The sequence below is a fragment of the Serratia sp. CY74737 genome (assembly GCF_052166775.1).
In the GTDB taxonomy this organism is placed as follows: domain Bacteria; phylum Pseudomonadota; class Gammaproteobacteria; order Enterobacterales; family Enterobacteriaceae; genus Serratia; species Serratia ureilytica.
The window spans coordinates 24765-49904 of record NZ_JBJNOF010000021.1; the positions used below are offsets into that span (position 1 = coordinate 24765).

General features: G+C 60.6%; 26 protein-coding genes. 22 read left to right on the top strand and 4 right to left on the bottom strand.

The genetic code is table 11. From position 1 onward, the window contains the following. Positions 1-66: 66 nt before the first annotated feature. From ACJ8PE_RS23625 to ACJ8PE_RS23635, 3 genes are read left to right on the top strand one after another with little or no spacing between them, the layout of a single operon-like run. Positions 67-681: a methylthioribulose 1-phosphate dehydratase gene (locus ACJ8PE_RS23625; RefSeq protein WP_197793225.1), complete on the top strand. Its 615-nt coding sequence runs from the start codon at positions 67-69 to the stop codon at positions 679-681. Further along, positions 678-1367, top strand: coding sequence for an acireductone synthase (gene mtnC / locus ACJ8PE_RS23630; RefSeq protein WP_197762033.1), 690 nt, complete (start codon positions 678-680; stop codon positions 1365-1367). Before ACJ8PE_RS23625 ends, mtnC begins: the two co-directional genes overlap by 4 nt. After that, positions 1364-1906, top strand: coding sequence for a 1,2-dihydroxy-3-keto-5-methylthiopentene dioxygenase (locus ACJ8PE_RS23635; protein ID WP_015376726.1), 543 nt, complete (start codon positions 1364-1366; stop codon positions 1904-1906). Before mtnC ends, ACJ8PE_RS23635 begins: the two co-directional genes overlap by 4 nt. Positions 1907-1923: 17 nt before the next feature. Here ACJ8PE_RS23635 and mtnA read toward each other — a convergent pair whose 3' ends face one another. Then, positions 1924-2952, bottom strand: coding sequence for an S-methyl-5-thioribose-1-phosphate isomerase (gene mtnA / locus ACJ8PE_RS23640; protein ID WP_197793224.1), 1029 nt, complete (start codon positions 2950-2952; stop codon positions 1924-1926). A gap of 146 nt (positions 2953-3098) precedes the next feature. Here mtnA and mtnK point away from each other — a divergent pair, with 146 nt between their 5' ends. From mtnK to ACJ8PE_RS23690, 10 genes are all read left to right on the top strand, one after another. Beyond that, positions 3099-4298 (top strand): S-methyl-5-thioribose kinase, encoded by a 1200-nt coding sequence (gene mtnK / locus ACJ8PE_RS23645; RefSeq protein WP_047025808.1) that lies wholly within the window; start codon positions 3099-3101, stop codon positions 4296-4298. Positions 4299-4809: 511 nt separating this feature from the next. After that, on the top strand, positions 4810-5112 hold the full coding sequence (locus tag ACJ8PE_RS23650; RefSeq protein ID WP_025160087.1) for an urease subunit gamma: 303 nt from the start codon (positions 4810-4812) through the stop codon (positions 5110-5112). 55 nt (positions 5113-5167) lie between these two features. Beyond that, the gene (locus tag ACJ8PE_RS23655; protein ID WP_197762027.1) at positions 5168-5614 is read left to right on the top strand and encodes an urease subunit beta; all 447 of its coding nucleotides are present in this window, start codon (positions 5168-5170) and stop codon (positions 5612-5614) included. 3 nt (positions 5615-5617) lie between these two features. Next, entirely contained in the window at positions 5618-7333 is a 1716-nt protein-coding gene (locus ACJ8PE_RS23660; RefSeq protein ID WP_197793222.1) for an urease subunit alpha, read from the top strand. A gap of 12 nt (positions 7334-7345) precedes the next feature. Then, positions 7346-7942, top strand: coding sequence for an urease accessory protein UreE (gene ureE / locus ACJ8PE_RS23665; protein WP_047572557.1), 597 nt, complete (start codon positions 7346-7348; stop codon positions 7940-7942). Further along, positions 7939-8625 (top strand): urease accessory protein UreF, encoded by a 687-nt coding sequence (locus tag ACJ8PE_RS23670; RefSeq protein ID WP_042783734.1) that lies wholly within the window; start codon positions 7939-7941, stop codon positions 8623-8625. The genes ureE and ACJ8PE_RS23670 overlap by 4 nt, the downstream gene beginning before the upstream one ends. Before the next feature lie 19 nt (positions 8626-8644). Further along, positions 8645-9280, top strand: a complete 636-nt coding sequence (gene ureG, locus ACJ8PE_RS23675; RefSeq protein ID WP_033651013.1) for an urease accessory protein UreG — start codon at positions 8645-8647, stop codon at positions 9278-9280. Next, positions 9277-10224 (top strand): urease accessory protein UreD, encoded by a 948-nt coding sequence (locus tag ACJ8PE_RS23680; protein WP_033651014.1) that lies wholly within the window; start codon positions 9277-9279, stop codon positions 10222-10224. Before ureG ends, ACJ8PE_RS23680 begins: the two co-directional genes overlap by 4 nt. Positions 10225-10243: 19 nt before the next feature. Next, positions 10244-11221 carry an urea transporter gene (gene yut / locus ACJ8PE_RS23685; RefSeq protein WP_060659918.1) on the top strand — a complete coding sequence of 326 codons (978 nt, stop codon included), beginning with the start codon at positions 10244-10246 and terminating at the stop codon, positions 11219-11221. Positions 11222-11261: 40 nt separating this feature from the next. After that, positions 11262-12305, top strand: coding sequence for a HoxN/HupN/NixA family nickel/cobalt transporter (locus ACJ8PE_RS23690; RefSeq protein WP_197762022.1), 1044 nt, complete (start codon positions 11262-11264; stop codon positions 12303-12305). Positions 12306-12378: 73 nt separating this feature from the next. Here ACJ8PE_RS23690 and ACJ8PE_RS23695 read toward each other — a convergent pair whose 3' ends face one another. Together ACJ8PE_RS23695 and fadE are read right to left on the bottom strand one after the other, a co-directional pair. Further along, the gene (locus ACJ8PE_RS23695) at positions 12379-12531 is read right to left on the bottom strand and encodes a Hok/Gef family protein (RefSeq protein WP_004930217.1); all 153 of its coding nucleotides are present in this window, start codon (positions 12529-12531) and stop codon (positions 12379-12381) included. Between the two features lie 289 nt (positions 12532-12820). Beyond that, entirely contained in the window at positions 12821-15277 is a 2457-nt protein-coding gene (fadE, locus tag ACJ8PE_RS23700; RefSeq protein WP_197762020.1) for an acyl-CoA dehydrogenase FadE, read from the bottom strand. Between the two features lie 246 nt (positions 15278-15523). Between fadE and lpcA the strand changes: the two genes are divergently transcribed. Both lpcA and ACJ8PE_RS23710 read left to right on the top strand, forming a co-directional pair. Beyond that, a complete protein-coding gene (lpcA, locus tag ACJ8PE_RS23705) occupies positions 15524-16105 on the top strand; it encodes a D-sedoheptulose 7-phosphate isomerase (RefSeq protein ID WP_004930220.1) in 582 nt (193 codons plus the stop codon). 102 nt (positions 16106-16207) lie between these two features. After that, positions 16208-17011 (top strand): class II glutamine amidotransferase, encoded by an 804-nt coding sequence (locus tag ACJ8PE_RS23710; protein WP_019454310.1) that lies wholly within the window; start codon positions 16208-16210, stop codon positions 17009-17011. Here ACJ8PE_RS23710 and dpaA read toward each other — a convergent pair. Further along, a complete protein-coding gene (dpaA, locus tag ACJ8PE_RS23715; protein ID WP_033641973.1) occupies positions 16946-17713 on the bottom strand; it encodes a peptidoglycan meso-diaminopimelic acid protein amidase in 768 nt (255 codons plus the stop codon). The two genes, ACJ8PE_RS23710 and dpaA, sit on opposite strands and share 66 nt — an antisense overlap. A gap of 552 nt (positions 17714-18265) precedes the next feature. On the opposite strand from dpaA, the gene ACJ8PE_RS23720 reads away from it, so the two are divergent. From ACJ8PE_RS23720 to ACJ8PE_RS23750, 7 genes are read left to right on the top strand one after another with little or no spacing between them, the layout of a single operon-like run. Next, the gene (locus tag ACJ8PE_RS23720) at positions 18266-19615 is read left to right on the top strand and encodes a Na(+)-translocating NADH-quinone reductase subunit A (protein WP_046897654.1); all 1350 of its coding nucleotides are present in this window, start codon (positions 18266-18268) and stop codon (positions 19613-19615) included. A gap of 3 nt (positions 19616-19618) precedes the next feature. Next, positions 19619-20860 carry an NADH:ubiquinone reductase (Na(+)-transporting) subunit B gene (locus ACJ8PE_RS23725; RefSeq protein ID WP_016928991.1) on the top strand — a complete coding sequence of 414 codons (1242 nt, stop codon included), beginning with the start codon at positions 19619-19621 and terminating at the stop codon, positions 20858-20860. Next, a complete protein-coding gene (locus ACJ8PE_RS23730) occupies positions 20850-21644 on the top strand; it encodes a Na(+)-translocating NADH-quinone reductase subunit C (protein WP_033641975.1) in 795 nt (264 codons plus the stop codon). The genes ACJ8PE_RS23725 and ACJ8PE_RS23730 overlap by 11 nt, the downstream gene beginning before the upstream one ends. Further along, a complete protein-coding gene (locus ACJ8PE_RS23735; RefSeq protein ID WP_004930232.1) occupies positions 21637-22266 on the top strand; it encodes an NADH:ubiquinone reductase (Na(+)-transporting) subunit D in 630 nt (209 codons plus the stop codon). The genes ACJ8PE_RS23730 and ACJ8PE_RS23735 overlap by 8 nt, the downstream gene beginning before the upstream one ends. Positions 22267-22272: 6 nt before the next feature. Beyond that, positions 22273-22869: an NADH:ubiquinone reductase (Na(+)-transporting) subunit E gene (gene nqrE / locus ACJ8PE_RS23740; RefSeq protein ID WP_015376732.1), complete on the top strand. Its 597-nt coding sequence runs from the start codon at positions 22273-22275 to the stop codon at positions 22867-22869. A 15-nt stretch (positions 22870-22884) separates the two neighbouring features. Beyond that, a complete protein-coding gene (gene nqrF, locus ACJ8PE_RS23745) occupies positions 22885-24108 on the top strand; it encodes an NADH:ubiquinone reductase (Na(+)-transporting) subunit F (protein WP_033634097.1) in 1224 nt (407 codons plus the stop codon). After that, positions 24109-25140: an FAD:protein FMN transferase gene (locus ACJ8PE_RS23750; RefSeq protein WP_197793219.1), complete on the top strand. Its 1032-nt coding sequence runs from the start codon at positions 24109-24111 to the stop codon at positions 25138-25140.

Below are 25140 nucleotides of genomic sequence, written 5' to 3' on the forward strand. Positions count from 1 at the left end.
TTAGCCTGTCGCGCAGCCGGCTAAGCCTCACCTGCTGACCGCTATACCGAACGGGAAACGATAACAATGACGGAGAATCCGCAACTTACCGCATTACTGGCGGCCTGCCACTGGATTGGCGACAAAGGCTGGTGTCCGGCGACCGGCGGCAACATGTCGCTGCGCCTCGACGAACGCCAGTGCCTGGTCACCGAGTCCGGCAAAGACAAAGGCAGCCTGAGCGCCGCCGATTTTCTGCGGGTGGATATCGCTGACAATCACGTGCCGAGCGGCCGTACGCCGTCGGCGGAAACCGGGCTGCATACGCTGCTCTATCGTTTGTACCCGCATCTTGGCGCGGTGTTGCATACCCATTCCGTCAACGCCACCGTGTTGTCGCGGGTGGAACGCGGCGATGCGTTGGTGCTGCAGGGGTACGAAATGCAAAAGTCGCTCGCCGGTCAGCACAGCCACCTGGACAGCGTGGCGATCCCTATTTTCGATAACGATCAGGACATTCCCCGGCTGGCGTCGCGCGTGGCGGCCTATGCCGAGGTCACGCCGCTGCAGTACGGTTTTCTGGTGCGCGGCCACGGTCTCTATTGCTGGGGAAGCCAGGTGGCGGAAGCCCGCCGCCATCTCGAAGGGCTGGAATTCCTGTTCCAGTGTGAACTGCAACGTCGCTTGCTGGAGGCGAAATGATCCGCGCTATCGTGACCGATATTGAAGGCACCACCAGCGATATTCGCTTCGTGCATCAGGTGCTGTTTCCCTATGCCCGCGAGCGGCTGGCGGATTTTGTACGCCGTCACGCCACGGAGAGCGAAGTCGCCACGCCGTTGGCGGCGTTGCGCGCTGAAATTGACCAGCCGCAGGCGGATCTCGACGCGCTGATCGCCGCGCTGTATCGCTTTATGGATGAAGATCGCAAATCCACCGCGCTCAAGGCGCTGCAGGGCATCATCTGGCGCAGCGGCTATCGCGAGGGCGACTTCCGCGGACATCTTTATCCGGAGGTCGCCGGGCAATTGGCCGCCTGGCAGCGCCAGGGGCTGAAGCTTTACGTTTATTCTTCCGGTTCGGTGGAGGCGCAAAAGCTGCTGTTCGGCCACAGCGACGCCGGCGATCTGCAGCCGCTGTTCAGCGGCTATTTCGACACCCGCGTCGGCGCCAAGCGTGAAACCGCGTCGTACCGCAACATCGCGCAGGCTATTGGCATCGCGCCCGACGAACTGCTGTTCCTGTCCGATATTCACCAGGAGCTGGACGCCGCGCAGGCCGCCGGCTGGCATACCTGCCAGCTGATCCGCGATGAGGCGGACGCACAGAGCCGGCATCCGCAGGTCAGCCGTTTTGATCACATCGATTTAGGGGAGTTTGTCTCATGAGTGGATTGACCATTTTCAGTGATACAGCACCGCAGCAGCCGCTGTGGCAGAGCCGCGACGCGCAGGAAATCCAGCGCCAGCTGGCGCAGATCGGCGTGCGCTTTGAGCGTTGGCAGGCGGATCGCGAGTTGGGCGACAACCCGCAGCCGGAGGCGGTGATCGCCGCCTACCAGCATGAGATCGACCGGCTGGTGGCGGAAAAGGGCTACCAGAGTTGGGACGTGATCAGCATGCGGCCGGACCACGAGCAGCGTCAGGCGCTGCGCGAAAAATTCCTGTCCGAACACACGCACGGCGAGGATGAAGTGCGCTTTTTCGTTGAAGGAGCGGGGCTGTTTTGCCTGCATCTGGACGGCAAGATCTTCCAGATCCTGTGCGAAAAGAACGATCTGATCTCGGTGCCGGCCAACACCCGTCACTGGTTCGATATGGGCTCGGCACCGCACTTTACCGCGATCCGGGTATTTGACAACCCGGAAGGCTGGGTGGCGCATTTCACCGGCGACAAGATCGCCGATGCCTATCCGCGTCTGGACTGATCGTCAACCGGCGGGCGTTAACCCAGCGCCCGCTGGAAAATCCCCGCTTCAACCTGCTGCGGCGTGATCACGCCGCTGTCGAACACCCACCCGCTGATAAGCTTGGCCGGCGTGACGTCGAACGCCGGATTGCAGACCGGCGCATCGGCCGGCGCCCACTGGCAGGCGCCGAAGCTGCCTGAAACGCCGGTGACTTCGGCCGCCGCGCGTTGCTCGATCAGGATGGCGGCGCCGTCCGGACAGTGCGGATCGTGGGTGGTATGCGGGGCAGCCACATAGAATGGAATGCCATGGTAGTGCGCCAGCACCGCCAGGCTGTAGGTGCCAATCTTGTTGGCGACGTCGCCGTTGGCGGCGATGCGATCCGCGCCGACCCACACCGCATCGACCTGGCCCTGCGCCATCAGGCTGGCGGCCATCGAATCGCAGATCAGACGATAGGGAATGCCCAGCTCGCCCAGTTCCCAGGCGGTCAGACGGCCGCCCTGCAGCAGCGGCCGGGTTTCATCAACCCATACCTGTTGCACTTTGCCCTGCTGGTGGGCACGCAGCAGCACGCCGATGGCGGTGCCGACGCCGGCGGTGGCCAACCCGCCGGTATTGCAGTGGGTCAGCAGGCGGCTGCCGGGCTTGACCAGCCCAGCGCCGTGATCGGCGATGCGATCGCACAGCCGGCGATCTTCCTCCACCAGCCGCAGCGCTTCGTTCACCATCGCCGGCGCCCAGTCCGGCTCCGCCAGCGCCAGCTTCATGCGATCCAGATTGTTCATCAGGTTAACCGCCGTCGGGCGGGCGGCGCGCAGCGTGTGCAGCGCCTGTTCCAGCTCGGCGCGCGGCACACCGCGTTCCGCCAGCAGCGCCAACAGCAGGCTGGCGGACAGCCCGATCAGCGGTGCGCCGCGCACCCGCAGGCTGTGAATGTGCCCGACCAACTCCTCCACGCTGTCGCAGGCGCGCCACCGCTTTTCCTGCGGCAGAGCTTGCTGATCGAGGATCCAAAGGCGGTTGTCCCGCAGGGACAAACTGGTGGTGTTAAGCGCTTGCATCGTCGGTTAATTCCTTGTTGCGAGGTTATTGCATCTGAAACGCTATTCTGCCAACATGACCTCCAGATGTATAGACGTCCAAATGCTTTTACGTCTAAATAAACAGAATCGCTGGGGGCAGCGAGAGAGAACAGAGGGGTTGGGGAATGTCGCTTTATCGTACGTTTACGGCTGCCGATGCCGTTGAATACGCCCGCCAATACGGGCAGGTGGCCGATCCGCAAGCGCTGGTCAGCGCCGACGAGATCGGCGACGGCAACCTGAACCTGGTGTTCAAGATCCGCGATCGCGAAGGCGTGAGCCGGGTGATCGTCAAACAGGCGTTGCCGTACGTGCGCTGCGTGGGCGAATCCTGGCCGCTGACGCTGGATCGGGCGCGCATCGAAGCGGAAACGCTGTTGATCCACGGCGGTTTCTGCCCGCGACATACGGTAAAAGTCCTGCACCACGATCCCGAGTTGGCGGTGATGGTGCAAGAAGATCTCTCCGATCATCGCATTTGGCGCAGCGAACTGGTGCTGGGGAACTATCATCCGCTGGCGGCCGGTCAGCTGGCGGAATACCTGGCGCAGACGCTGTTCCACACCTCCGATTTTTATCAGTCGGCGCAGCAGAAAAAAGCGGAAGTCAGCCGCTTCACCAACCCCGAGCTGTGCCAGATCACCGAAGATCTGTTCTTTACCGATCCCTATATCGACCATGAGCGCAATCAGTTCGAGGCGGCGCTGTTGCCGCAGGTGCAGGCGCTGCGTGAGGATGCGCCGCTGAAGCTGGCGGTCGCCGGCCTGAAACACCGCTTTCTCAGCAAGGCGGAGGCGTTGTTGCACGGGGATATCCACAGCGGTTCAATTTTCGTGGCGGAAGGGCGATTGAAAGCGATCGACGCTGAATTCGGTTTCTACGGCCCGATCGGTTTCGATGTCGGCACGGCGTTAGGCAATCTGCTGCTCAACTATTGCGGCCAGCCTGGGCTGTTCGGGCCGCGCGACGCCGCCGCCGGGCGCGAGCAGCGTCTGCAGGATGTGCGCGAGCTGTGGCTGATCTTTGCCGATCGTTTCCTGGCGCTGTGCCATCAGCAAAGCCGTGATGCGGCGCTGGCGACGCCGGGTTACGCCGAGCAGTTCCTGCAGCAGGTCTGGACTGATGCGGTAGGGTACTGCGGCACAGAGCTGATTCGGCGCACTATCGGCCTGGCGCACGTCGCCGATCTGGACAGCATCGCCGACGCCGACATGCGCCTCGACTGTCAGCGTCATGCGCTGGGTTTGGGGCGCACGCTGATCGTCAATGCGCCGCAGATCGAGCATATCGACGCGCTGTTGGCGCGCATTCGTCAGCAAGGCTGAAGAGCCCGACAGTAATGAGGCAAACCCGGCTGCGGCCGGGTTTTTTTTTAATAACTTATTGGCATCAGTAACAGAATAGATAAATTGTTTTTAACTAAAAAGGTATTTTCACTCGCGTCTTATTTGTAAATTTAATTATATTTTCTGACCGTTGGTTACATGTCTTTAATATTAATGTCATCCATAAGGACAGGGCTTATTTATCTGGATTTCATGACGGTAATTAAAATAAAAAAACGCCATCCGTTCTTTTTTTGATCGTTTTATTGTGGGAGTGGGAAGATGAAAAAAGACTTTTTATCGATAAAAACTATCACGTCGCCGTTACTTTTTTAGGAAATGGGATAGCTCATGCTCGGGTTTGAATAAAGCAGCGGGTTGATTATCTCAATATTACCCCCTAGATTATTCGAGTGTCGGACAATCGTAAATAAATAACGCAAGGTTATTAACTATAAGTAACCTTTGGCCTCACTTTGTCTGATTATTTCTATCGAGATCGGAGTGCTCCATGCAATTAACGCCAAGAGAAATCGAAAAGCTGATGGTCTATACCCTGGCTGACGTCGCATTAAAACGAAAATCCAGAGGGATAAAGCTTAATTATCCCGAGGCGGTGGCCATTATTACCACCGCGGCGCTGGAGGGCGCCCGCGAGGGAAAAACGCTGGAAGAAGTCATGAACGACACGCGGCAGGTTTTGAGCCGCGATGACGTCATGGACGGCGTGGCGGACTTGATCCCGCATGTGCAGGTCGAGGCGATATTCAGCGACGGCAGCCGCCTGGTGACGGTGCACGATCCTATTCAATAAGCGCCGATGGCCTTCCTGAATCCCATGGACGAATCTTATCAGCACAGGTATTCCGATGAAAAAGCATGACAAAGAAAAGCACGTGCCGCCAGGCGGCTATATCCTGTCCGAAAGTCCCATCACCTTCAATGAAGATCGCGAGACGGTTATTTTAACGGTGCGCAATACCGGCGACAGGCCTATTCAGGTCGGCTCACACTTTCATTTCTTCGAAGCCAACAAAGCGCTGCAGTTCGATCGCGCCGCCGCCTTTGGCAAACGGTTAAATATCACCGCCACGACGGCGATCCGTTTTGAACCCGGCGATGAAATCGAGGTGGCGCTTATTGCCATCGGCGGCAAGCAAACGGTTTATGGTTTTAATAATCTGGTGGACGGTTGGGCGGGCGACAGCCCGGTAGCCGCCGGTGAAAGAGTAAAGAAAAATATAGATGTAAAGCGAGCTATTGAGCTGGGTTATAAAAACCGCGATCAGGCGCCCATCAAGACGGACGAGGAATAAAGCATGCCAACGATCTCCAGGCAGGAATATGCCGGGCTGTTTGGCCCGACCACCGGCGATAAAATTCGCTTGGGCGATACGCAACTGTTTATTGAAATAGAAAAAGATCTGCGCGGTTACGGTGAGGAATCGGTCTACGGCGGCGGTAAGTCGCTGCGCGACGGCATGGGCGCCGATAACCGATTAACCAGCGACAATGTGTTGGATCTGGTCATTACCAATGTGACCATTCTGGACGCCCGGCAAGGGGTGATCAAGGCGGACGTCGGCATTAAAAACGGCCTGATCGCCGGCATTGGCAAAAGCGGCAACCCGGCGATGATGAACGGCGTCACGCCCGGCATGGTGGTGGGGGTCAGCACCGACGCCATCTCGGGCGAACACCTGATCCTGACCGCCGCCGGCATCGATACGCACATTCATTTCATTTCGCCGCAGCAGGCCGCACATGCGCTCTCCAACGGCGTGACGACCTTCTTCGGCGGCGGCGTCGGGCCGACCGACGGTTCCAACGGCACCACGGTGACCGCCGGGCCCTGGCATATCCACCGCATGCTGCGCGCCTTCGAGAACATGCCGGTCAACGTGGGAATGCTCGGCAAGGGGCACGCTTCGCACGCTGCGCCGCTGGTCGAACAAATCGCCGCCGGCGTGGCCGGGCTGAAGGTGCATGAGGACTGGGGCGCCACCAACTCCGCGCTGCGCCACGCGCTGCGGGTGGCCGACGACATGGATATTCAGGTGGCGGTGCATACCGACAGCCTGAACGAGGGCGGCTACGTCGAGGACACCATCGACGCCTTCGAAGGGCGCACTATCCACACCTTCCACACCGAAGGCGCCGGCGGCGGGCACTCGCCGGATATCATCAAGGTCGCCGCGCAGATGAACGTCTTGCCGAGCTCCACCAACCCCACGCTGCCGTTCGGCATCAACAGTCAGGCCGAACTGTTCGACATGATCATGGTGTGCCACAACCTCAACCCCAATGTGCCGGCCGACGTGGCGTTTTCCGAAAGCCGGGTGCGGCCGGAAACCATCGCCGCGGAAAACGTGCTGCACGACATGGGCGTGCTGTCGATGTTTTCCAGCGACTCCCAGGCGATGGGGCGGGTTGGCGAAAACTGGCTGCGGGTGATGCAGACGGCACACGCGATGAAAGCCGCGCGCGGCAAGCTGCCGGAAGATGCGGCGGAACACGATAACTTCCGCGTGCTGCGCTACGTGGCGAAGATCACCATCAACCCGGCGATCGCGCAGGGCATCAGCAACGTGCTGGGTTCGGTCGAGGTCGGCAAGATGGCCGATCTGGTGCTGTGGGAGCCGCGCTTCTTCGGCGCCAAGCCGAAGCTGGTGATCAAGGGCGGGATGATTAACTGGGCGGTGATGGGCGATCCCAACGCGTCGTTGCCGACGCCGCAGCCCACGTTCTACCGACCGATGTTCGGCGCCATGGGCAAATCGCTGCAGGAAACCTGCGTCACCTTCGTCTCCGGCGCGGCGTTGCACGACGGCATCAAAGAGAAACTGGGGCTGGAGCGGCAGGTGATGGCGGTGCATAACTGCCGCGCGATCTCCAAGCAGGACATGGTGCGCAATGCGGAAACGCCGCACATCGAGGTGGACCCCGAAACCTTCGCCGTCAAGGTCAACGGCGAACACGCCACGGTGAAGCCGATCGCCACCGCCGTGCTTAATCAACGCTACTTCTTCAGCTAGGAACCGCCGCTCATGATCGTGATTGAAAAGATACTCGGCAATATCAAACGGGATGCCGACTGGCGTGAGCGCTTGCAACATGCCTCGCTGGACGTGCTGGCGCTCTCGCAGTGGGAGGCGCAGAAAAGCCGCTGCCGCAAAACCACCCGCGACGGCCAGGACCTCGGTATTTCCCTCGATCGTCACCAGGTGCTGGCCGACGGCGACGTGCTGCTCTGGGACGAAGCGAACCGCAGCGCGGTGGTGGTGCAGATGAACCTGCGCGATGTGATGGTAATCCATCTTGAGTCGCTGCTGGCGACCGATATGGCGACGGTGCTGAAGACCGCGTTCGAACTGGGGCATGCGCTGGGCAATCAGCACTGGAAATCGGTCATCAAAGGGAATCGCATCTTTATTCCGCTGACGGTGGCGACCAAGGTGATGGATTCGGTGATGAAAACCCACGGTTTCCACGCGTTGCCTTATTCGTTCGTGAAGGGCGAAAGCATTTTGCCGCATCTGACCCAGCCCGAAGCGCGCCTGCTGTTCGGCGGCGCGGAGGATTCCGCCACCCATGTGCATGTTGACAGCCCATTCCTCGGTCAGCATGTGATCAAATTGAAATGAACGCCGTTCAGCTGATTCGCATCCTGCAGTTTGCCGACTCGGTGCTGCCGGTGGGGGCGTTTGCCTTTTCCAATGGCGTCGAGTCGGCGATCCAGGCCGGCATCGTGCGCGATGTCGACACGCTGAAATCGTTCACCCGCACCGCTTTGCAACAGGCGGCGGGCGGCGACGGCCGGGCGGTCGCGGCGGCCTGCCGGGCGCTGCAGGGGGGCGATCGCGAGGCGGTTATCGGGCACGACTGGGCGCTGTTCAACCGCAAGCTGAATGAAGAAGGCCGCAGCATGGTGGTGAGGATGGGAAAGAAGCTGGCGGAAATGACGGCGGCCATCTGTGATGAGCCCCAGGTGGTCTGGTGGCTTGAGCAGATCAAAACCGGCCGCGCCGCCGGCACCTATCCGGTGACGCAGGCGGTAGTGATGACGGCGCTGGGCGCGGGGCCGCGCGAGGTGGCGGTGATGCATCAGTACGGCGTGGCGATGACCATTCTCAGCGCCGCCATGCGCCTGATGCGCGTCACCCATATCGACACCCAACGCATCCTGTTTCAACTCAACCGGGACATCGACGTTTTTTGTGACGAAGCCGAACGCGGCGGCGTTGAACAAATGGCCTCTTACGCGCCGGTGACCGACGTCCTGGCCGCGCTGCACGTCGGCGCATTTACCCGACTGTTCAGCAACTAATGATAAAGGAACGAGCAGAGTGAAGAAAATTACCCGCATTGGCATCGGCGGCCCGGTAGGCTCGGGCAAGACCGCGATTATCGAAGTCATTACGCCGCGCCTAATCGAACGGGGCATCAGCCCGTTAATCATCACCAACGACATCGTCACTACCGAAGACGCCAAACAGGTCAAGCGCACGCTCAAGGGGATCCTCGACGAGGAGAAAATTCTGGGCGTGGAAACCGGCGCCTGCCCGCATACCGCGGTGCGCGAGGATCCGAGCATGAATATCGCCGCGGTGGAGGAGATGGAGGCCCGTTTCCCGGACAGCGACGTGGTGATGATCGAGAGCGGCGGCGATAACCTGACGTTGACCTTCAGCCCGGCGCTGGCGGACTTTTACATCTACGTTATCGACGTCGCCGAAGGGGAAAAGATCCCGCGCAAAAACGGCCCGGGCCTGGTTCAGGCCGACATCCTGGTGATCAACAAAATCGATTTGGCGCCGTACGTCGGCGCCAGCCTGGCGGTGATGGAACACGATACGCGCGTGGTGCGCGGCGAGCGGCCTTATATCCTCACCAACTGCAAAACCGGCGAAGGCATCGACGAACTGGTGGACATGATCATGCGTGATTTCCTGTTCACCCACGCGCCGTCGGCGGCGTTATGACGGCCGTCAGCGAAGCGGCGAGGCGCGTGGCGCAACTCGGCGCCGACGCGCCGGAGTTGGCCGCCTACCAGGACGAACCGCCGCAGATGGCCAGCGGCGGCGTGGGCAAAACCGGCTATCTGCGGCTGGGGTTCGCGCTGAACGGGCATCGCAGCGTGCTGCGGCAAATGGAGCGGCGCGTGCCATTTCTGGTGCAGCGGGCGCTGTATTGGGACGAGGCGCTGCCGCAGATGCCGTGCGTATTCGTCATCTCCACCTCGGGCTGCATCTTGCAGGGCGATCGCCTGACGCTCGAGGTGCAGGTCGCCCCCCGGGCCTGCGGGCATGTCACCACTCAATCGGCGACCAAGATCCACGCCATGGAAAATAACTACGCGGCGCAGATGCAGACGCTGACGCTCGAAGAGGGCAGCTATCTGGAGATGATGCCCGATCCGGTGATCCCTCACTGCGGCTCGCGCTTCATTACCGATACCCGCATTACGCTGCACCCCACGGCGACGCTGCTCTATGGCGAGATCCTGATGTCGGGACGCAAACACCATCAGGCAGATCGCGGTTTCAGATTCGACGTTTACTCTTCGCGCATTAGCGCCTGTCGCCCCGAGGGCAACACGCTGTTTGTCGAGCGCTATGTGCTGGAACCGCATAAACACCCGTTGAACGGGGTCGGCGTGATGGGGCCGTTCGATGTGTTCGGCAATGTGATCCTGCTGACGCCGCCCGAGCATCATCAGCGGATCCTCGATCGCATCGCGCCCCGCTATGACGAGGCTGAGGGGATCGCCAGCGGCGTCAGCCGGTTGCCCAATGAGTGCGGGCTGATCTTTAAGGCTTTGGGCAAAGAGGCGCGCCAGGTGAAGGCGGCGATTCGCGCTTTCTGGCGCGTCGCCCGGGAGGAAATCCTGGGCGTGACGCTGCCCGAGCCTTTTATCTGGCGCTAGTCTGCAGCGGGAAGCGGTCATGACGACAAAGTGGAGTTGGGCGGCGTTGTGCGCCCGCAGCCGAATAGCGGCGGTGACGGATGCGGTGCTGCGCGGCTGTTCGCAGGTGATGTTTCAAAATAACCCGTTGACTGGATTATTGTTTTTCATCGCCATTTTCGTGGGCGCCTGGGAAGAGGGGCTGCCGCAGGTGGCCTTCGGCTGCCTGCTGGGCACGGCGGCGGCGACGCTCAGCGCGGCGTGGTTGGTGGACGATCGCGCAGCGTTGCGCACCGGTCTCTATGGCTACAACGGCTGCCTGGTCGGCGCCGCGCTGCCGACCTTTTTGCTGCCCTCTGTCTGGCTGTGGATCGGCGTGATCTTCAGCAGCGCGATCTCGGTGATCGTCACCGTCGGCCTCAATCGGCTGCTGCGTACCTGGAAGATCGCGGCGCTGACCGCGCCTTTCGTGCTGACCACCTGGACGGTGCTGCTGGCCAGCTACCCGTTCAGCCATCTGCGGCATGTGCGGTTGCCGCCGGCGGCCATCCCGGCCGACGGCGCGGTGTTCAACCCGCATCCCGACCTGGCGGAGGTGTTGAGCGGCGCGTTGCACGGCGTCTCCCAGGTCTTTTTGTGCAGCAGCGTGAGCGGCGGCGTGCTGCTGTTGCTCGGGCTGGCGGTTTCGTCGCCGCGCGCGATGGCGCTGGGTTTTTTCGGCGCCTTGCTGGCGGTGATCACCGCGCTGGCGATCGGCGCCGATCCGCAGGCGGTCTTCGCCGGGCTATATGCTTTCAGCGCGGTGCTGACGGCGGTGGCGCTGGGTTCCGTCTTCAACCCGCCCGGCCGGCGGGTGCTTATCTATACGCTGCTCGGCGTGATTTTCACGGTGCTGGTGCAGGGGGCTTTCAATACCTTGCTGGCTCCGCTGGGGATGCCGTCGTTGACCATGCCGTTCGTGATCGCGTCCTGGGTGTTTTTGAGCGCCAATCCGGCGGTGATCGCGGCGCGGCGCTAGTCCATTGATTTCAACATAACGATAAAACGGGAGTGTGGGTATGGCGGTAATTTCCGAAGGATTGCATGGCGCGGCCCGGCGGCGGGCGGTATCCCTGCTGCTGGGGCTGGTGGCGGTCAACGTCGTTGTCTGGCTGCTGGCGCTGGCGGTGTTCAAAGACAATGCGGCGCTGATGGGCACCGCCTTGCTGGCCTACAGTTTTGGTCTGCGCCATGCGGTGGATGCCGATCACATCGCCGCGATCGACAACGTGACCCGCAAGTTGATGCAACAGGGCAAAACGCCGGTGGCGGTCGGCACCTTCTTCTCGCTCGGCCACTCGACCATCGTGGTGCTGGCCTCGGCCGCTATTGCCGCCACGGCGATGATGTTCAGCCGACAGATGGGCTGGTTTCACGAAACCGGCGGTTTGATCGGCACACTGGTGTCCGCGCTGTTTCTGCTGACGGTGGCCTTTATCAACCTGCTGGTGCTGATCTCCGTGTGGCGCGCTTTCCGGCAGGTGAAGGCGGGCGAGCTGCCTGCGCATCAATCACTGGATCTGTTGATGAGCGGCGGCGGTGCGCTGGCGCGCTGCTTCCGCCCGCTGTTCAGGCTGGTGAATCAGAGTTGGCACATGTACCTGGTGGGCTTCTTGTTTGGCCTGGGCTTCGACACCGCCACCGAGGTCGGGTTGCTGGGGATTTCGGCTGCCGGCGCCGGCCACGGCATGAACCTGTGGAGCATCATGCTGTTCCCGGCGCTGTTCGCCGCCGGCATGGCGCTGATCGACTCCATCGACAACTTCGTGATGATTGGCGCTTATGGCTGGGCGTTCTCCAAACCGATCCGCAAACTGTACTACAACATGACCATCACGGCGGCGTCGGTGATCATCGCAGTGTTTATCGGCGGCATCGAAGCGCTCGGGCTTATCGCCGACAAGCTGGCGCTGTACGGCCCGCTGTGGGACGCCGTCGCGCGGCTCAACGATCATCTGGGGGAGATGGGCTATTGGGTGATCGCCGTGTTCATTTTCTGCTGGCTGGTGTCGGTGGTGAATTACCGCCTGCGCGGCTACGACAAACTGACGGTCAGCGGTTGAAAAGACGGGTGCTCGTGGATCCTGCCTGACACCATCGGCCAACGGGCGGGGCGAACCCCGCCGTTGGGTTGCTTTACCGTTCGGATTCGTAAGCCAAAGTGGCCGCAACCTCTGAGTCTCCCAGCCTGATGCGCAGTTCGCACAGCGAACCGCGGGTTAGCCAGATGAACGCGATCAGCGTCATACAGACGATCACCAGTTTAAGTACGACTCGTTTTTGCTGCATTTTTGACCTCCCTATCCTTGCCTTGCGGCGGGTAAGAGGCTAACCTGATGTTGCTAGGCATCAGAGTGGCCTCGGGTTGATAATATCGACTCGGGGCCTTTCTCTTTCTCTCCTTTGCCAGGGCGCCGGACAGAAAGATCCAGAGCACCCGCCGCGCAGTCTATCCGAACTTCCTTCCCGTTAAATCCGCCGTTGCGCCAACCTGCGGCGCGGTGCGCAGTTCGTGATGCAAGAAAAGAAAAAGGGGCGATGATGATCGCCCCTTGGATGCGTGGAGTAGGAATTGGCGTTAAGCCGCTTCGGTCTGCTGTTGGCGCTTAGACTGCGCCGCCGGCTTTTCCTGCTTGGCGGCCGCCAGCGCATCCGGCGCAAAGTCGTCCACGTTGATGGAGCGCAGACGGCTCTCTTCGGCTTTCACCAGGATCTTCGCTTCGTCGGCGCTGATCTTGCCTTCTTCCAGCGCGCGCTCCGCCAAACGATCCAGACGGGTGAACGGCAGGTTTTTGCCGGCGGCCTTGCACAGACGTTCGTGAATCGGCTCGGCGGCCATCACGTCGGCCAGCGCCGCTTCCAGCAGGCCGATTGGGTTATGCTCGCTCGGCGTCAGGTACTGGCCGCGCCCCAGACGGCTGCGGGTGGCGGAAGGCACCTGCAGGATCTTGGCCAACTGATGATCCAGGCGATCGGACGGTGCGGTATGCACGCGTCCGAACGGGAAGACCACGAAGCGCAGCGCGCCGGCGATAAAGCGGTTCGGGAAGTTGCGCAGCAGATCATCCAGCGCCTGTTCGGCTTTATGCAGGCTGTCTTGCACGCCCCAATGCACCAGCGGCAGATCTTCTTTCTGACGGCCTTCGTCGTCAAAGCGTTTCAGCACGGCGGAAGCCAGGTACATCTGGCTGAGGATATCCCCCAGGCGAGCGGAGATGCGCTCGCGGCGCTTCAGGCTGCCGCCCAGCACGCCCATGGAAACGTCCGACAGCAACGCCAGGTTGGCGCTCAGGCGGTTCAACTGCTGATAGTAACGACGGGTCGCGTCCTTGGTCGGCGTGGCACTGGTGCGGCCGTTGGTCAGGCCCAGCCAGAAGCTGCGTACCTTGTTGCTGCCGACGTGGCCCAGGTGGCCGAACAGCGATTTATCGAAGGCGTTCAGATCGTTGTTCTGCGCCGCCGCCATTTCATCCAGCACATAAGGATGGCAGCGGATCGCGCCCTGACCGAAGATCATCATGGTGCGGGTCAGGATGTTCGCACCTTCCACCGTGATGGCGATCGGTGCGCCCTGATAAGCGCGAGCCAGGAAGTTGGATTCGCCCAGCATGATGCCTTTACCGCCGGCGATGTCCATGGCGTCAACGATCGACTGCTGGCCGCGGTGCGTACAGTGGTATTTGACGATGGCCGACAGCACGGCCGGTTTCTCGCCCTGCACCAGCGCGTAGGTGATCAGCGAAGCGGCGGCGTCCATCACATAGGTGTTGCCGGCGATGCGCGCCAACGGCTCTTCGATCCCTTCCATCTTACCGATGGAGATCTTGAACTGACGGCGAATGTGCGCGTAGGCGCCGGTCGCCAGGGCGATGGATTTCAGGCTGCCGGTGGAGTTGGACGGCAGGGTGATGCCGCGACCGACCGACAGGCATTCAACCAGCATGCGCCAGCCCTGGCCGGCCATTTTCGGGCCGCCGATGATGTAATCGATCGGCACGAACACGTCGGTGCCGCGGGTCGGGCCGTTCTGGAACGGCACGTTCAGCGGGAAGTGGCGGTTGCCGATTTCCACGCCCGGCGTGCTGGTCGGGATCAGCGCACAGGTGATGCCCGGGGATTCGTTGTCGCTCAGCAGGCGGTTCGGGTCATGCAGTTTGAATGCCAAACCCAGTACGGTGGCGACCGGCGCCAGCGTGATGTAGCGCTTGTTCCAGGTCAGGCGCATGCCCAGCACCTGCTTGCCTTGCCATTCACCCATGCACACGGTGCCGACGTCTGGAATGGCACCGGCATCGGAGCCCGCTTCCGGGCTGGTCAGCGCGAAGCAAGGGATCTCGTCGCCGCGCGCCAGGCCCGGCAGATAGTGGTTTTTCTGTTCTTCGGTACCGTAATGCTGCAGCAGTTCGCCTGGGCCGAGGGAGTTCGGCACGCCGACGGTGATCGCCAGGATGCCGGAAACGCCGGCCAGTTTTTGCAGCACCATCGCCTGAGCGTATGGGGAGAATTCCAGACCGCCGTACTCTTTCTTGATGATCATCGCGAAGAAACGGTGTTCTTTCAGGTACGCCCAGAGTTCAGGCGGCAGATCGGCCAGTTCGTGAGTGATCTGGAAGTCGTTGGCCATGCGGCAGGCTTCTTCCACCGGGCCGTCGATAAACGCCTGCTCTTCTTTCGTCAGGCGCGGTTTCGGGTAGCTGTGCAGCTTGTTCCAGTCCGGCGCGCCGCGGAACAGATCGCCTTCCCACCAGGTGGTGCCCGCGTCGATCGCTTCCTTCTCGGTGGTGGACATCGGCGGCATCACCTTGCGGAAGGCGCGCAGCGCCGGCGCGGAGAGCAGAGAGCGACGCACAGAGGAAAGGTTAAGCGGCAGCAGCACGATCGCCAGCGGCAGCAACAGCCAGAAGCTCCACAGGCCGATCGCGCCCATGGCGGCGGTGTACGCTACCAGGATCAGGCTGCTGAGGGTAAGGTTCACTCGGTGGTAGAACACCACGCCGAGGAGAGCCAGTAAAACGACAATACTAAGAACCATCATAAGAAGCTCCGAAGTAGTAAGAGGTCTGACCTGTTGTGTGTATGTAATAGGTTTTAGTACAAGGCAGAATTTTTATCAATGCGTTTACAGTTTAATTACAACTCAGGTCACAAACTGACAGCACCAATCATCAAAAACCTCTCCGCTTCCTTAACCGGCGCGCTGTTTGGCTGAGAATGCTTCTCGCTGTTTCCGCGATCCGGTACACTGCGGAGCGGAAGATTTGACGATAACAAGAGGTTCCTCATGTACCACGACCTTATTCGCAGTGAACTGAACGAAGCGGCTGATACCCTGGCGAAATTTATCAATGACGACGCCAACATCGACGCCATCCAACGCGCGGCGGTGCTGCTGGCGGACTCCTTCAAAGCCGGCGGTAAAGTGATCTCCTGCGGCAACGGCGGTTCCCATTGCGACGCGATGCACTTCGCCGAAGAGCTGACCGGCCGCTACCGTGAAAACCGCCCGGGCTACCCGGCGATTGCCATCTCGGACGTGAGCCATCTGTCCTGCGTCAGCAACGACTTCGGCTATGAGTATGTGTTCTCCCGCTATGTGGAAGCGGTGGGCCGCGAAGGCGACGTGCTGCTGGGCATTTCCACCTCCGGCAACTCCGGCAACATCATCAAGGCCATCGACGCGGCGCGCGCCAAGGGGATGAAAGTGATCACCCTGACCGGCAAGGACGGCGGCAAAATGGCGGGTTCCGCCGATGTGGAAATCCGTGTGCCGCACTTCGGCTACGCCGATCGCATTCAGGAAATCCACATCAAAGCGATTCACATCTTGATTCAACTGATCGAAAAAGAGATGGTTAAGGCTTGATAGCCTTCGGGGGGCTGCGGCTCCCCCAGGAATAAGACAGCGGGCGCCGCATATATGCCGCGCCCGCACAGCGTATGTCAGTGTGGTTAAGGAGTGCTGGCGATGTGTGAACTGCTCGGGATGAGCGCAAACGTACCGACCGATATCTGCTTCAGCTTTACCGGCCTGGTACAGCGCGGCGGCCGCACCGGGCCGCATAAGGATGGCTGGGGCATTACCTTCTATGAAGGGAACGGCTGCCGCACATTCAAGGATCCGCAGCCCAGCTTCAACTCGCCGATCGCCCGCCTGGTGCAGGACTATCCGATCAAGTCTTGCGCGGTGGTGTCCCATATTCGCCAGGCCAACCGCGGAGAAGTGGCGCTGGAAAACACCCATCCGTTCACCCGCGAACTGTGGGGCCGCAACTGGACCTACGCGCACAACGGCCAATTGAAAGGCTATCGCCAACTGGATACCGGCACGTTTCGCCCGGTCGGCCAGACCGACAGCGAATACGCGTTTTGCTGGCTGCTGCATCAGCTGGCGCTGAAATACCCGCGCACCCCGAGCCAGTGGCCGGCGGTGTTCCGCTATATCGGCCTGTTGGCGAGCCAGCTGCGCAAGAAAGGGGTATTTAACATGCTGTTGTCGGACGGGCGCTTCGTGATGGCCTATTGCTCCACCAACCTGTATTGGATCACGCGCCGCGCGCCGTTCGGCAAGGCGACGCTACTGGATCAGGACGTGGAGATCGATTTTCAGCAGCAGACCACACCGAACGATGTGGTCACGGTGATCGCCACCCAACCGCTGACCGCCAACGAAACCTGGCACAAGATTGAGCCAGGCGAGTTCGCGTTATTTCACTTCGGTGAGCGGCTTGTTCTGAGCGAAGGGATTGGTGTTGGGCGTCGGGCTGGTTGACGCGTACTGCGTCATCTGGCCGCTGCTCATCAACGGTTGACCCAGCACATACTGGCCGTTGTCCACGGTCATCATCGGCGGCTGGTGGTTCTTCGCGAAGTAATCATAGCCCGGCTTCAGCTGGCGCCAGAAGGCGATATAGCTGGATGACGCATGGCGCTTCAGGTTCTGTTCGGTCATGCGGAACGGGTAGATGCTGATGTCGACGCGGCTTTGGCCATAGGCGAAGGCGGCTTCGACGTAGCGATAGATCTCATCCATATAGGTGTTGGTCATCGCGTAACAGCCGATCGATTTACATTCGCCGTGGATCATCAGATAAGCGCCGGAATAGCCCTGCGACTTATCGTAATCATTAGGGAAACCGATATTGATCGCCCGATAATACTTACTGTCGGGTTTCAGATGGCGCGCGTCAACGCTATAAAAGCCTTCCGGACTTTTAAAGTCGCCTTCACGACGTTTAGGACCCAGCCCGCCGGAGAAATTACAGATCGGGAACGTATTGACCAAGCGGAATTCATTGCCCATTTTGGCATACAATTCCAGCTTGCGTTCCTCTTTGAAGATCTGAATATAGACCGGCGACCCCAATAATTGCTGTTTAACTACCGGCGCTTCGGGTACCTGCTCGCTGGCGCTGCAGGCCGTGATCATCGGCATAGAAACAAGCATCGCAAACAACAGCGCGATTTTGCTCATTATTATTCCTGCTTATATTTATCTGCCGGCGCAATGAGATTGGCCAGCGTGCCACTGATTATTGTTTTTACTGCTGCAAAACACCGCCAGATTACCAGCGCGTTTATTTTTAGCAATACGTGATATGTATAAAAAAACGACAAAGCTCGATAAAAGTGAAATGACCGGCAGATTTTAACGATAAGTAGTGAAAAACAGGCGAAATTTAATTGCGTTTGCTTGACACAAGTCACGACGGAACGCAGAACAATGTTGCGAACAATGTTAATATTCTCTCTTCAATTTAACGTGCTGTGGCGATTGAACCGGCAAGAGTTATTGCATATAACCCGGCCGTTTTGATGGTTATTTGGCTACATGCCGTTAACACATCGACTGTCGCGCAAACAACGGAAGGGGGATTCAAGGGAATGCGCGTTACCCCAGTTTTTCACTGCGAGAAAGTTCATGTTGGGCGTGCCGTTGTGCGCACTGCCCGGCAATCCTGGCATCGTCAGCACCCGCCTCTGGGGCCGGTCAGACGTGTAAACCAAACTACATCGTATAAATCCTATGATTAAGATCAGAAAAGGGTTAGATCTGCCGATAGCCGGAGCCCCGGTTCAGGCGATCCAAGATGGCCCGAACATTCAGCATGTCGCCCTGCTTGGGGAAGAGTATGTCGGAATGCGTCCCTCCATGCTGGTGCAGGAAGGCGATACCGTTAAGAAAGGCCAGGCGTTGTTCGAAGATAAGAAAAACCCCGGGGTTTTCTTCACGGCTCCCGCCAGCGGCCGCATCGTCGCGATTAACCGCGGCGAGCGGCGCGTCTTGCAATCGGTGGTGATTGCGCTGGAAAACGGCGGCGACGATCAGCTCGAGTTTGCGCATTATCCGTTGGGTGAACTCAGCCAACTGCCGCGCGAACAGGTCGAAAGCGAACTGATCGCCAGCGGCCTGTGGACCGCGCTGCGCACCCGCCCGTTCAGCAAAACGCCAAGCCCCGGCAGCGAACCGCGCGCCATTTTCGTCACCGCGATGGATACCCAACCGTTGGCCGCCGATCCGCAAGTGATCATCGCCGAACAGCAGGCGGCGTTCAACGCCGGGCTGGTGGTCTTGGCGCGTCTGACGGCGGGTAAGGTACACGTATGCCACGCCGCCGGCGCCTCGGTTGGCCAGCAGAGCGGCCCGCAGATCGCCTACAGTGAATTTGCCGGCCCGCATCCCGCCGGGCTGGCGGGCACCCACATTCACTTCCTCGAACCGGTCAGCCTGAAGAAAACCGTTTGGCACATCGGCTACCAGGACGCGATCGCCATCGGCACCCTGTTCACCACCGGCAAGCTCGACACCCGCCGGGTCGTGGCGCTGGCCGGGCCGCAGGTGACGCAGCCGGCGCTGCTGCGCACTCGTCTGGGAGCCAGCCTCGATGAGCTGACCGCCGGCCGCCTGAAAGAGGGCGAGAACCGGGTGATCTCCGGTTCGGTGCTGAACGGCATGCACGCAGCCGGGCCGAACGCCTGGCTGGGCCGTTTCCACTCGCAGGTGTCGGTGCTGGAAGAAGGGCGCGACAAAGAGCTGTTCGGCTGGATCGTGCCGTCGCCGAACAAGTTCTCCATTACCCGCACCACGCTGGGCCATTTCCTGAAGAACAAACTGTTCGCCTTCTCGACCACCACTAACGGCGGCGAACGCGCCATGGTGCCGATCGGCAACTATGAGCGGGTGATGCCGCTGGATATTTTGCCGACGCTGCTGCTGCGCGATTTGCTGGCGGGCGACAGCGACAGTGCGCAGGCGCTGGGCTGCCTGGAGCTGGACGAGGAAGATCTGGCGTTGTGCACCTTCGTTTGCCCCGGCAAGTATGAGTACGCGCCGGTGCTGCGCGAGGTGCTGACCAAGATTGAGCAGGAAGGATAACCGATGGGCCTGAAGAATTATTTTGAGAAGATAGAGCATCACTTCACGCCGGGCGGCAAACTGGAAAAGTGGTACCCGCTGTATGAAGCGACCACCACGGTGTTTTATACCCCCGGCACGGTGACGCGCGGCGCTTCGCACGTGCGCGACGCCATCGATTTGAAACGCATGATGATCCTGGTGTGGCTGGCGGTGTTCCCGGCGATGTTCTGGGGCATGTACAACGTCGGCCAGCAGGCGATCCCGGCGCTGCACCATCTGTACAGCGGCGACGCGCTGCAACAGGTGCTGGCGGGCGACTGGCATTATCGCCTGGCGCAGTGGCTCGGCGCCTCGCTGGCGGCCGACGCCGGCTGGGTCAGCAAGATGGTGCTGGGCGCCTGTTACTTCCTGCCGATCTACGCCGTGGTGTTCGTCGTCGGCGGCTTCTGGGAAGTGCTGTTCGCCATTATCCGCAAGCATGAGGTCAACGAAGGCTTCTTCGTCACTTCTATCCTGTTCGCGCTGATCGTGCCGCCGACCCTGCCGCTGTGGCAGGCCGCGCTGGGCATCACCTTCGGCGTGGTGGTGGCCAAAGAGATCTTCGGCGGCACCGGGCGCAACTTCCTCAACCCGGCGCTGGCCGGCCGCGCCTTCCTGTTCTTCGCCTATCCGGCGCAGATCTCCGGTGACTTGGTGTGGACCTCCGCGGACGGTTTCTCCGGCGCGACGCCGCTGGCGCAGTGGAGCGCTGGCGGGGCGCACAGCCTGAGCAACGTGGCCACCGGCCAGTCCATCAGTTGGCTGGACGCCTTCCTCGGCAACATTCCCGGCTCCATCGGTGAAGTCTCCACGCTGATGATCCTGATCGGCGGGGCGATTATCCTGTTCGGCCGCGTGGCCTCCTGGCGCATCGTCGCCGGCGTGATGCTCGGCATGGTGGCTTCCGCCCTGTTGTTCAACGCCATCGGTTCGGACACCAACCCGATGTTTGCCATGCCGTGGTACTGGCATCTGGTGCTGGGCGGCTTCGCCTTCGGCATGATCTTTATGGCGACCGACCCGGTTTCCGCCTCCTTCACCAATAAGGGGAAATGGTGGTACGGCATTCTGATCGGCGTGATGTGCGTGCTGATCCGGGTGGTCAACCCCGCCTATCCGGAAGGCATGATGCTGGCGATCCTGTTCGCCAACCTGTTCGCGCCGCTGTTCGATTACCTGGTGGTGCAGGCCAACATCAAGCGGAGAAAAGCCCGTGGCGAATGAAGCGAAAAACGACGGCATCGGTAAAACGCTGCTGGTAGTGCTGCTGCTGTGTCTGGTGTGTTCAGTGGTGGTGGCGGGCTCCGCCGTCGGCCTGAAGTCCAAACAGCAGGAGCAAAAGCTGCTCGACAAGCAGCGCAATATTCTCGACGTAGCCGGCCTGTTGCAGCCGAAAATGGAGAGCGAGCAGGTCAAGCGCCTGTACAGCGAGCGCATCGAACCGCGCCTGGTGGATCTGAACAGCGGCGAATTTGTCGCCGGCAAGGCGGCGGCGTTCGATCTGGGCGCCGCGCTGCGCGACGACGCCAAAAGCGTGGCGTTGCCCGCGGGCGACGATCCGGCCGGCATCAAGCGCCGCAGCAACCAGGCGGAAATCTACCTGGTGCGCGATGAAAGCGGCCAGGTGAACAAGATTGTGTTGCCGGTATACGGCACCGGTCTGTGGTCGATGATGTACGCCTTCGTGGCATTGGATAACGACGGCAACACGGTCAAAGGCATCACCTACTACGACCAGGGGGAAACGCCGGGGCTGGGCGGTGAGGTCGAGAACCCGTCCTGGCGCCAGCAGTGGGTCGGCAAGCAGCTGTTCGACGACAACGGCCAGCCGGCGATCCGCGTGGTGAAAGGCGGCGCGCGTCAGGGGGATGTGCATGGGGTGGACGGCCTGTCCGGCGCCACGCTGACCTCCAACGGCGTGCAGCATACGTTTGATTTCTGGTTGGGCGAGCACGGCTTCGGCCCGTTCCTGAAAAAAGTTCGTGAAGGAGCGTTGAAAAATGGCTGATTCCAAAGAGATAAAGCGGGTCCTGTTGGGGCCGCTGTTCGACAATAACCCGATCGCCCTGCAGGTGCTGGGCGTCTGCTCGGCGCTGGCGGTGACCACCAAGCTGGAAACGGCGGTGGTGATGACCATTGCGGTGACGCTGGTGACCGCATTCTCCAGCTTCTTCATCTCGCTGATCCGTCATCATATTCCCAACAGCGTGCGCATCATCGTGCAGATGGCGATCATCGCCTCGCTGGTGATCGTGGTCGATCAGCTGTTGCGCGCCTATGCGTTCGAGATCTCCAAGCAGTTGTCGGTGTTCGTTGGCCTTATCATCACCAACTGCATCGTGATGGGGCGCGCCGAGGCCTACGCCATGAAGTCGCCGCCGATCGAGAGCTTTATGGACGGCATCGGCAACGGGCTGGGTTACGGGGTGATCCTGGTGCTGGTCGGTTTCCTGCGCGAGCTGATTGGCTCCGGCAAGCTGTTCGGCGTTCCGGTGCTGGAAACGGTGCAGAACGGCGGCTGGTATCAGCCGAACGGCCTGTTCCTGCTGGCGCCGAGCGCGTTCTTCATCATCGGCCTGCTGATTTGGGTGCTGCGTACCCTGAAGCCGGCGCAGATCGAAAAGGAGTAAAGGCCGATGGAACACTATATCAGCCTGTTTGTGCGCGCGGTGTTCGTCGAGAACATGGCGCTGGCGTTCTTCCTCGGGATGTGTACCTTCCTGGCGGTGTCGAAGAAGGTCTCGACCGCCTTTGGCCTGGGTATCGCGGTGACCATCGTGCTCGGCATTTCGGTGCCGGTGAACAACCTGGTCTACAACCTGATCCTGCGCGACGGCGCGCTGGTGGAAGGCGTCGATCTGAGCTTCCTCAACTTCATCACCTTCATCGGCGTGATCGCGGCGCTGGTGCAGATATTGGAGATGATCCTCGATCGCTTCTTCCCGTCGCTGTATAACGCGCTCGGCATCTTCCTGCCGCTCATCACCGTGAACTGCGCCATCTTCGGCGGCGTGTCCTTCATGGTGCAGCGCGACTACAACTTCGCCGAATCGGTGGTGTACGGCATCGGCTCCGGCACCGGCTGGATGCTGGCGATCGTCGCCATGGCGGGGATCCGCGAAAAACTCAAGTATGCCAACGTGCCGGCAGGGCTGCGCGGCCTGGGCATTACCTTTATCACCACCGGACTGATGGCGCTGGGCTTCATGTCCTTCTCCGGTGTTCAGTTGTAAAGGCGGGAAGAATTTATGGAAATTATTTTAGGCGTAGCAATGTTCACCGCCATCGTGATGGTGCTGGTATTGCTGATCCTGTTCGCCAAATCGAAGCTGGTGAACACCGGCGACATCGCGGTGGAAATCAATGGCGATCTGGATAAAAGCTTCCATGCGCCGGCGGGCGACAAGCTGCTCAACGTGCTCTCCAGCCAGGGAATTTTCGTCTCCTCGGCCTGCGGCGGCGGCGGCTCCTGCGGCCAGTGCCGGGTGGTGATCAAAGAGGGCGGCGGCGATATCCTGCCGACCGAGCTCTCGCACATCAACAAGCGCGAAGCGAAAGAAGGGTGCCGCCTGGCGTGCCAGGTGAACGTGAAGCAGAACCTGAAGATCGAGCTGCCGGAAGAGATCTTCGGCGTGAAGAAATGGGAGTGCGAGGTTATCTCCAACGATAACAAAGCCACCTTTATCAAAGAGCTGAAGCTGAAGATCCCCGATGGCGAAGACGTGCCGTTCCGCGCGGGCGGTTTCATCCAGATCGAAGCGCCGGCGCACGACATCAGTTACGCCGACTTCGACGTGCCGCAGGAGTATCGCGGCGACTGGGACAAGTTCAACCTGTTCCGCTACCGTTCGACGGTGAACGACACCACGGTGCGCGCCTACTCGATGGCCAACTATCCGGAAGAGAAGGGCATCATCATGCTCAACGTGCGTATCGCCACGCCGCCGCCGAACAATCCGGACGTGCCGCCGGGCATCATGTCTTCCTATATCTGGTCGCTGAAGCCGGGCGACAAGGTGACCATCTCCGGGCCGTTCGGCGAGTTCTTCGCCAAGGATACCGACGCCGAAATGATCTTTATCGGCGGCGGCGCGGGCATGGCGCCGATGCGTTCGCACATCTTCGATCAGCTCAAGCGTTTGAACTCGAAACGCAAGATCACCTTCTGGTACGGCGCGCGTTCGCTGCGCGAGATGTTCTATGAAGACGACTTCAACCAGCTGCAGGCGGAGAACGAAAACTTCACCTGGCACGTGGCGTTGTCGGATCCGCAGCCGGAAGATAACTGGACCGGCTATACCGGCTTTATCCATAATGTTCTGCTGGAGAACTACCTGAAGAACCACCCGGCGCCGGAGGACTGCGAGTTTTACATGTGCGGGCCGCCGATGATGAACGCCGCGGTGATCAAGATGCTCAAAGATCTGGGCGTCGAAGACGAAAACATCATGCTGGATGACTTTGGTGGCTAAATGCGCGCATTGGCGATGAAGAACTGGCTGACGGGCGTGGCGCTGAGCGCCACCCTGCTGCTGACCGGCTGCGGGCCGGAACAGGTGGACCTGACGGGTAAAACCATGGGCACCTCGTATTCGATCCGTTACGTGACCGGCGAAGATACGCCGTCGGCGCGCGAGATGCAGGCGGAGATCGACAAACGGCTGGAGCAGGTGAACGATCAGATGTCCACCTACCGGCCGGATTCCGAGCTGAGCCGCTTCAACGCCAGCCGCGACATTGACCGGCCGTTCCCGGTTTCGCCGGCCACCGCCGAAGTGGTGCGCGAAGCGCTGCGCATCAACCGCGTCACCGATGGCGCGCTGGACGTGACCGTCGGGCCGCTGGTCAACCTGTGGGGCTTCGGCCCGGAAGGGCGGCCGGACAAAGTGCCGAGCGAGGCGGAGCTGGAGCATCGCCGCGCCTGGACCGGCGCCGACAAACTGTCGGTGCAGGGCAGCGCGCTGGTGAAAAGCATCCCTGAGCTGTACGTCGATCTGTCGTCGATCGCCAAAGGGTATGGCGTGGACGTGGTGGCGGAATATCTGCAGTCCCGGCATGTGAAGAACTACATGGTGGATATCGGCGGTGAGGTGCGCACGCGCGGGCATAACGGCGAACAAAAGCCGTGGCGCATCGCCATCGAGCGCCCGACCGCCGGTACGCAGCAGCAGGCGCAGCTGGTGATCCAACCCGGGGAGATGTCGATCGCCACCTCGGGTGGCTATCGCAACTACTTCGAGCAAGACGGGGTGCGCTATTCGCACACCATCGATCCGATCACCGGGCGCCCAATCCATCATCGGTTGGTGTCGATCACCGTGCTGAGCCCGACCTGCATGACCGCCGACGGCCTGTCCACCGGCCTGAACGTGATGGGGCCGGAGCGCGGCATGGCGCTGGCCAACCTGCTCGGCATCCCGGTGTTCATGATCGTGAAAACCGCCGACGGCTTTGAGGAGCGTTATTCAGACGCGTTCAAGCCCTATCTGAAAAAGCGTTCGTGA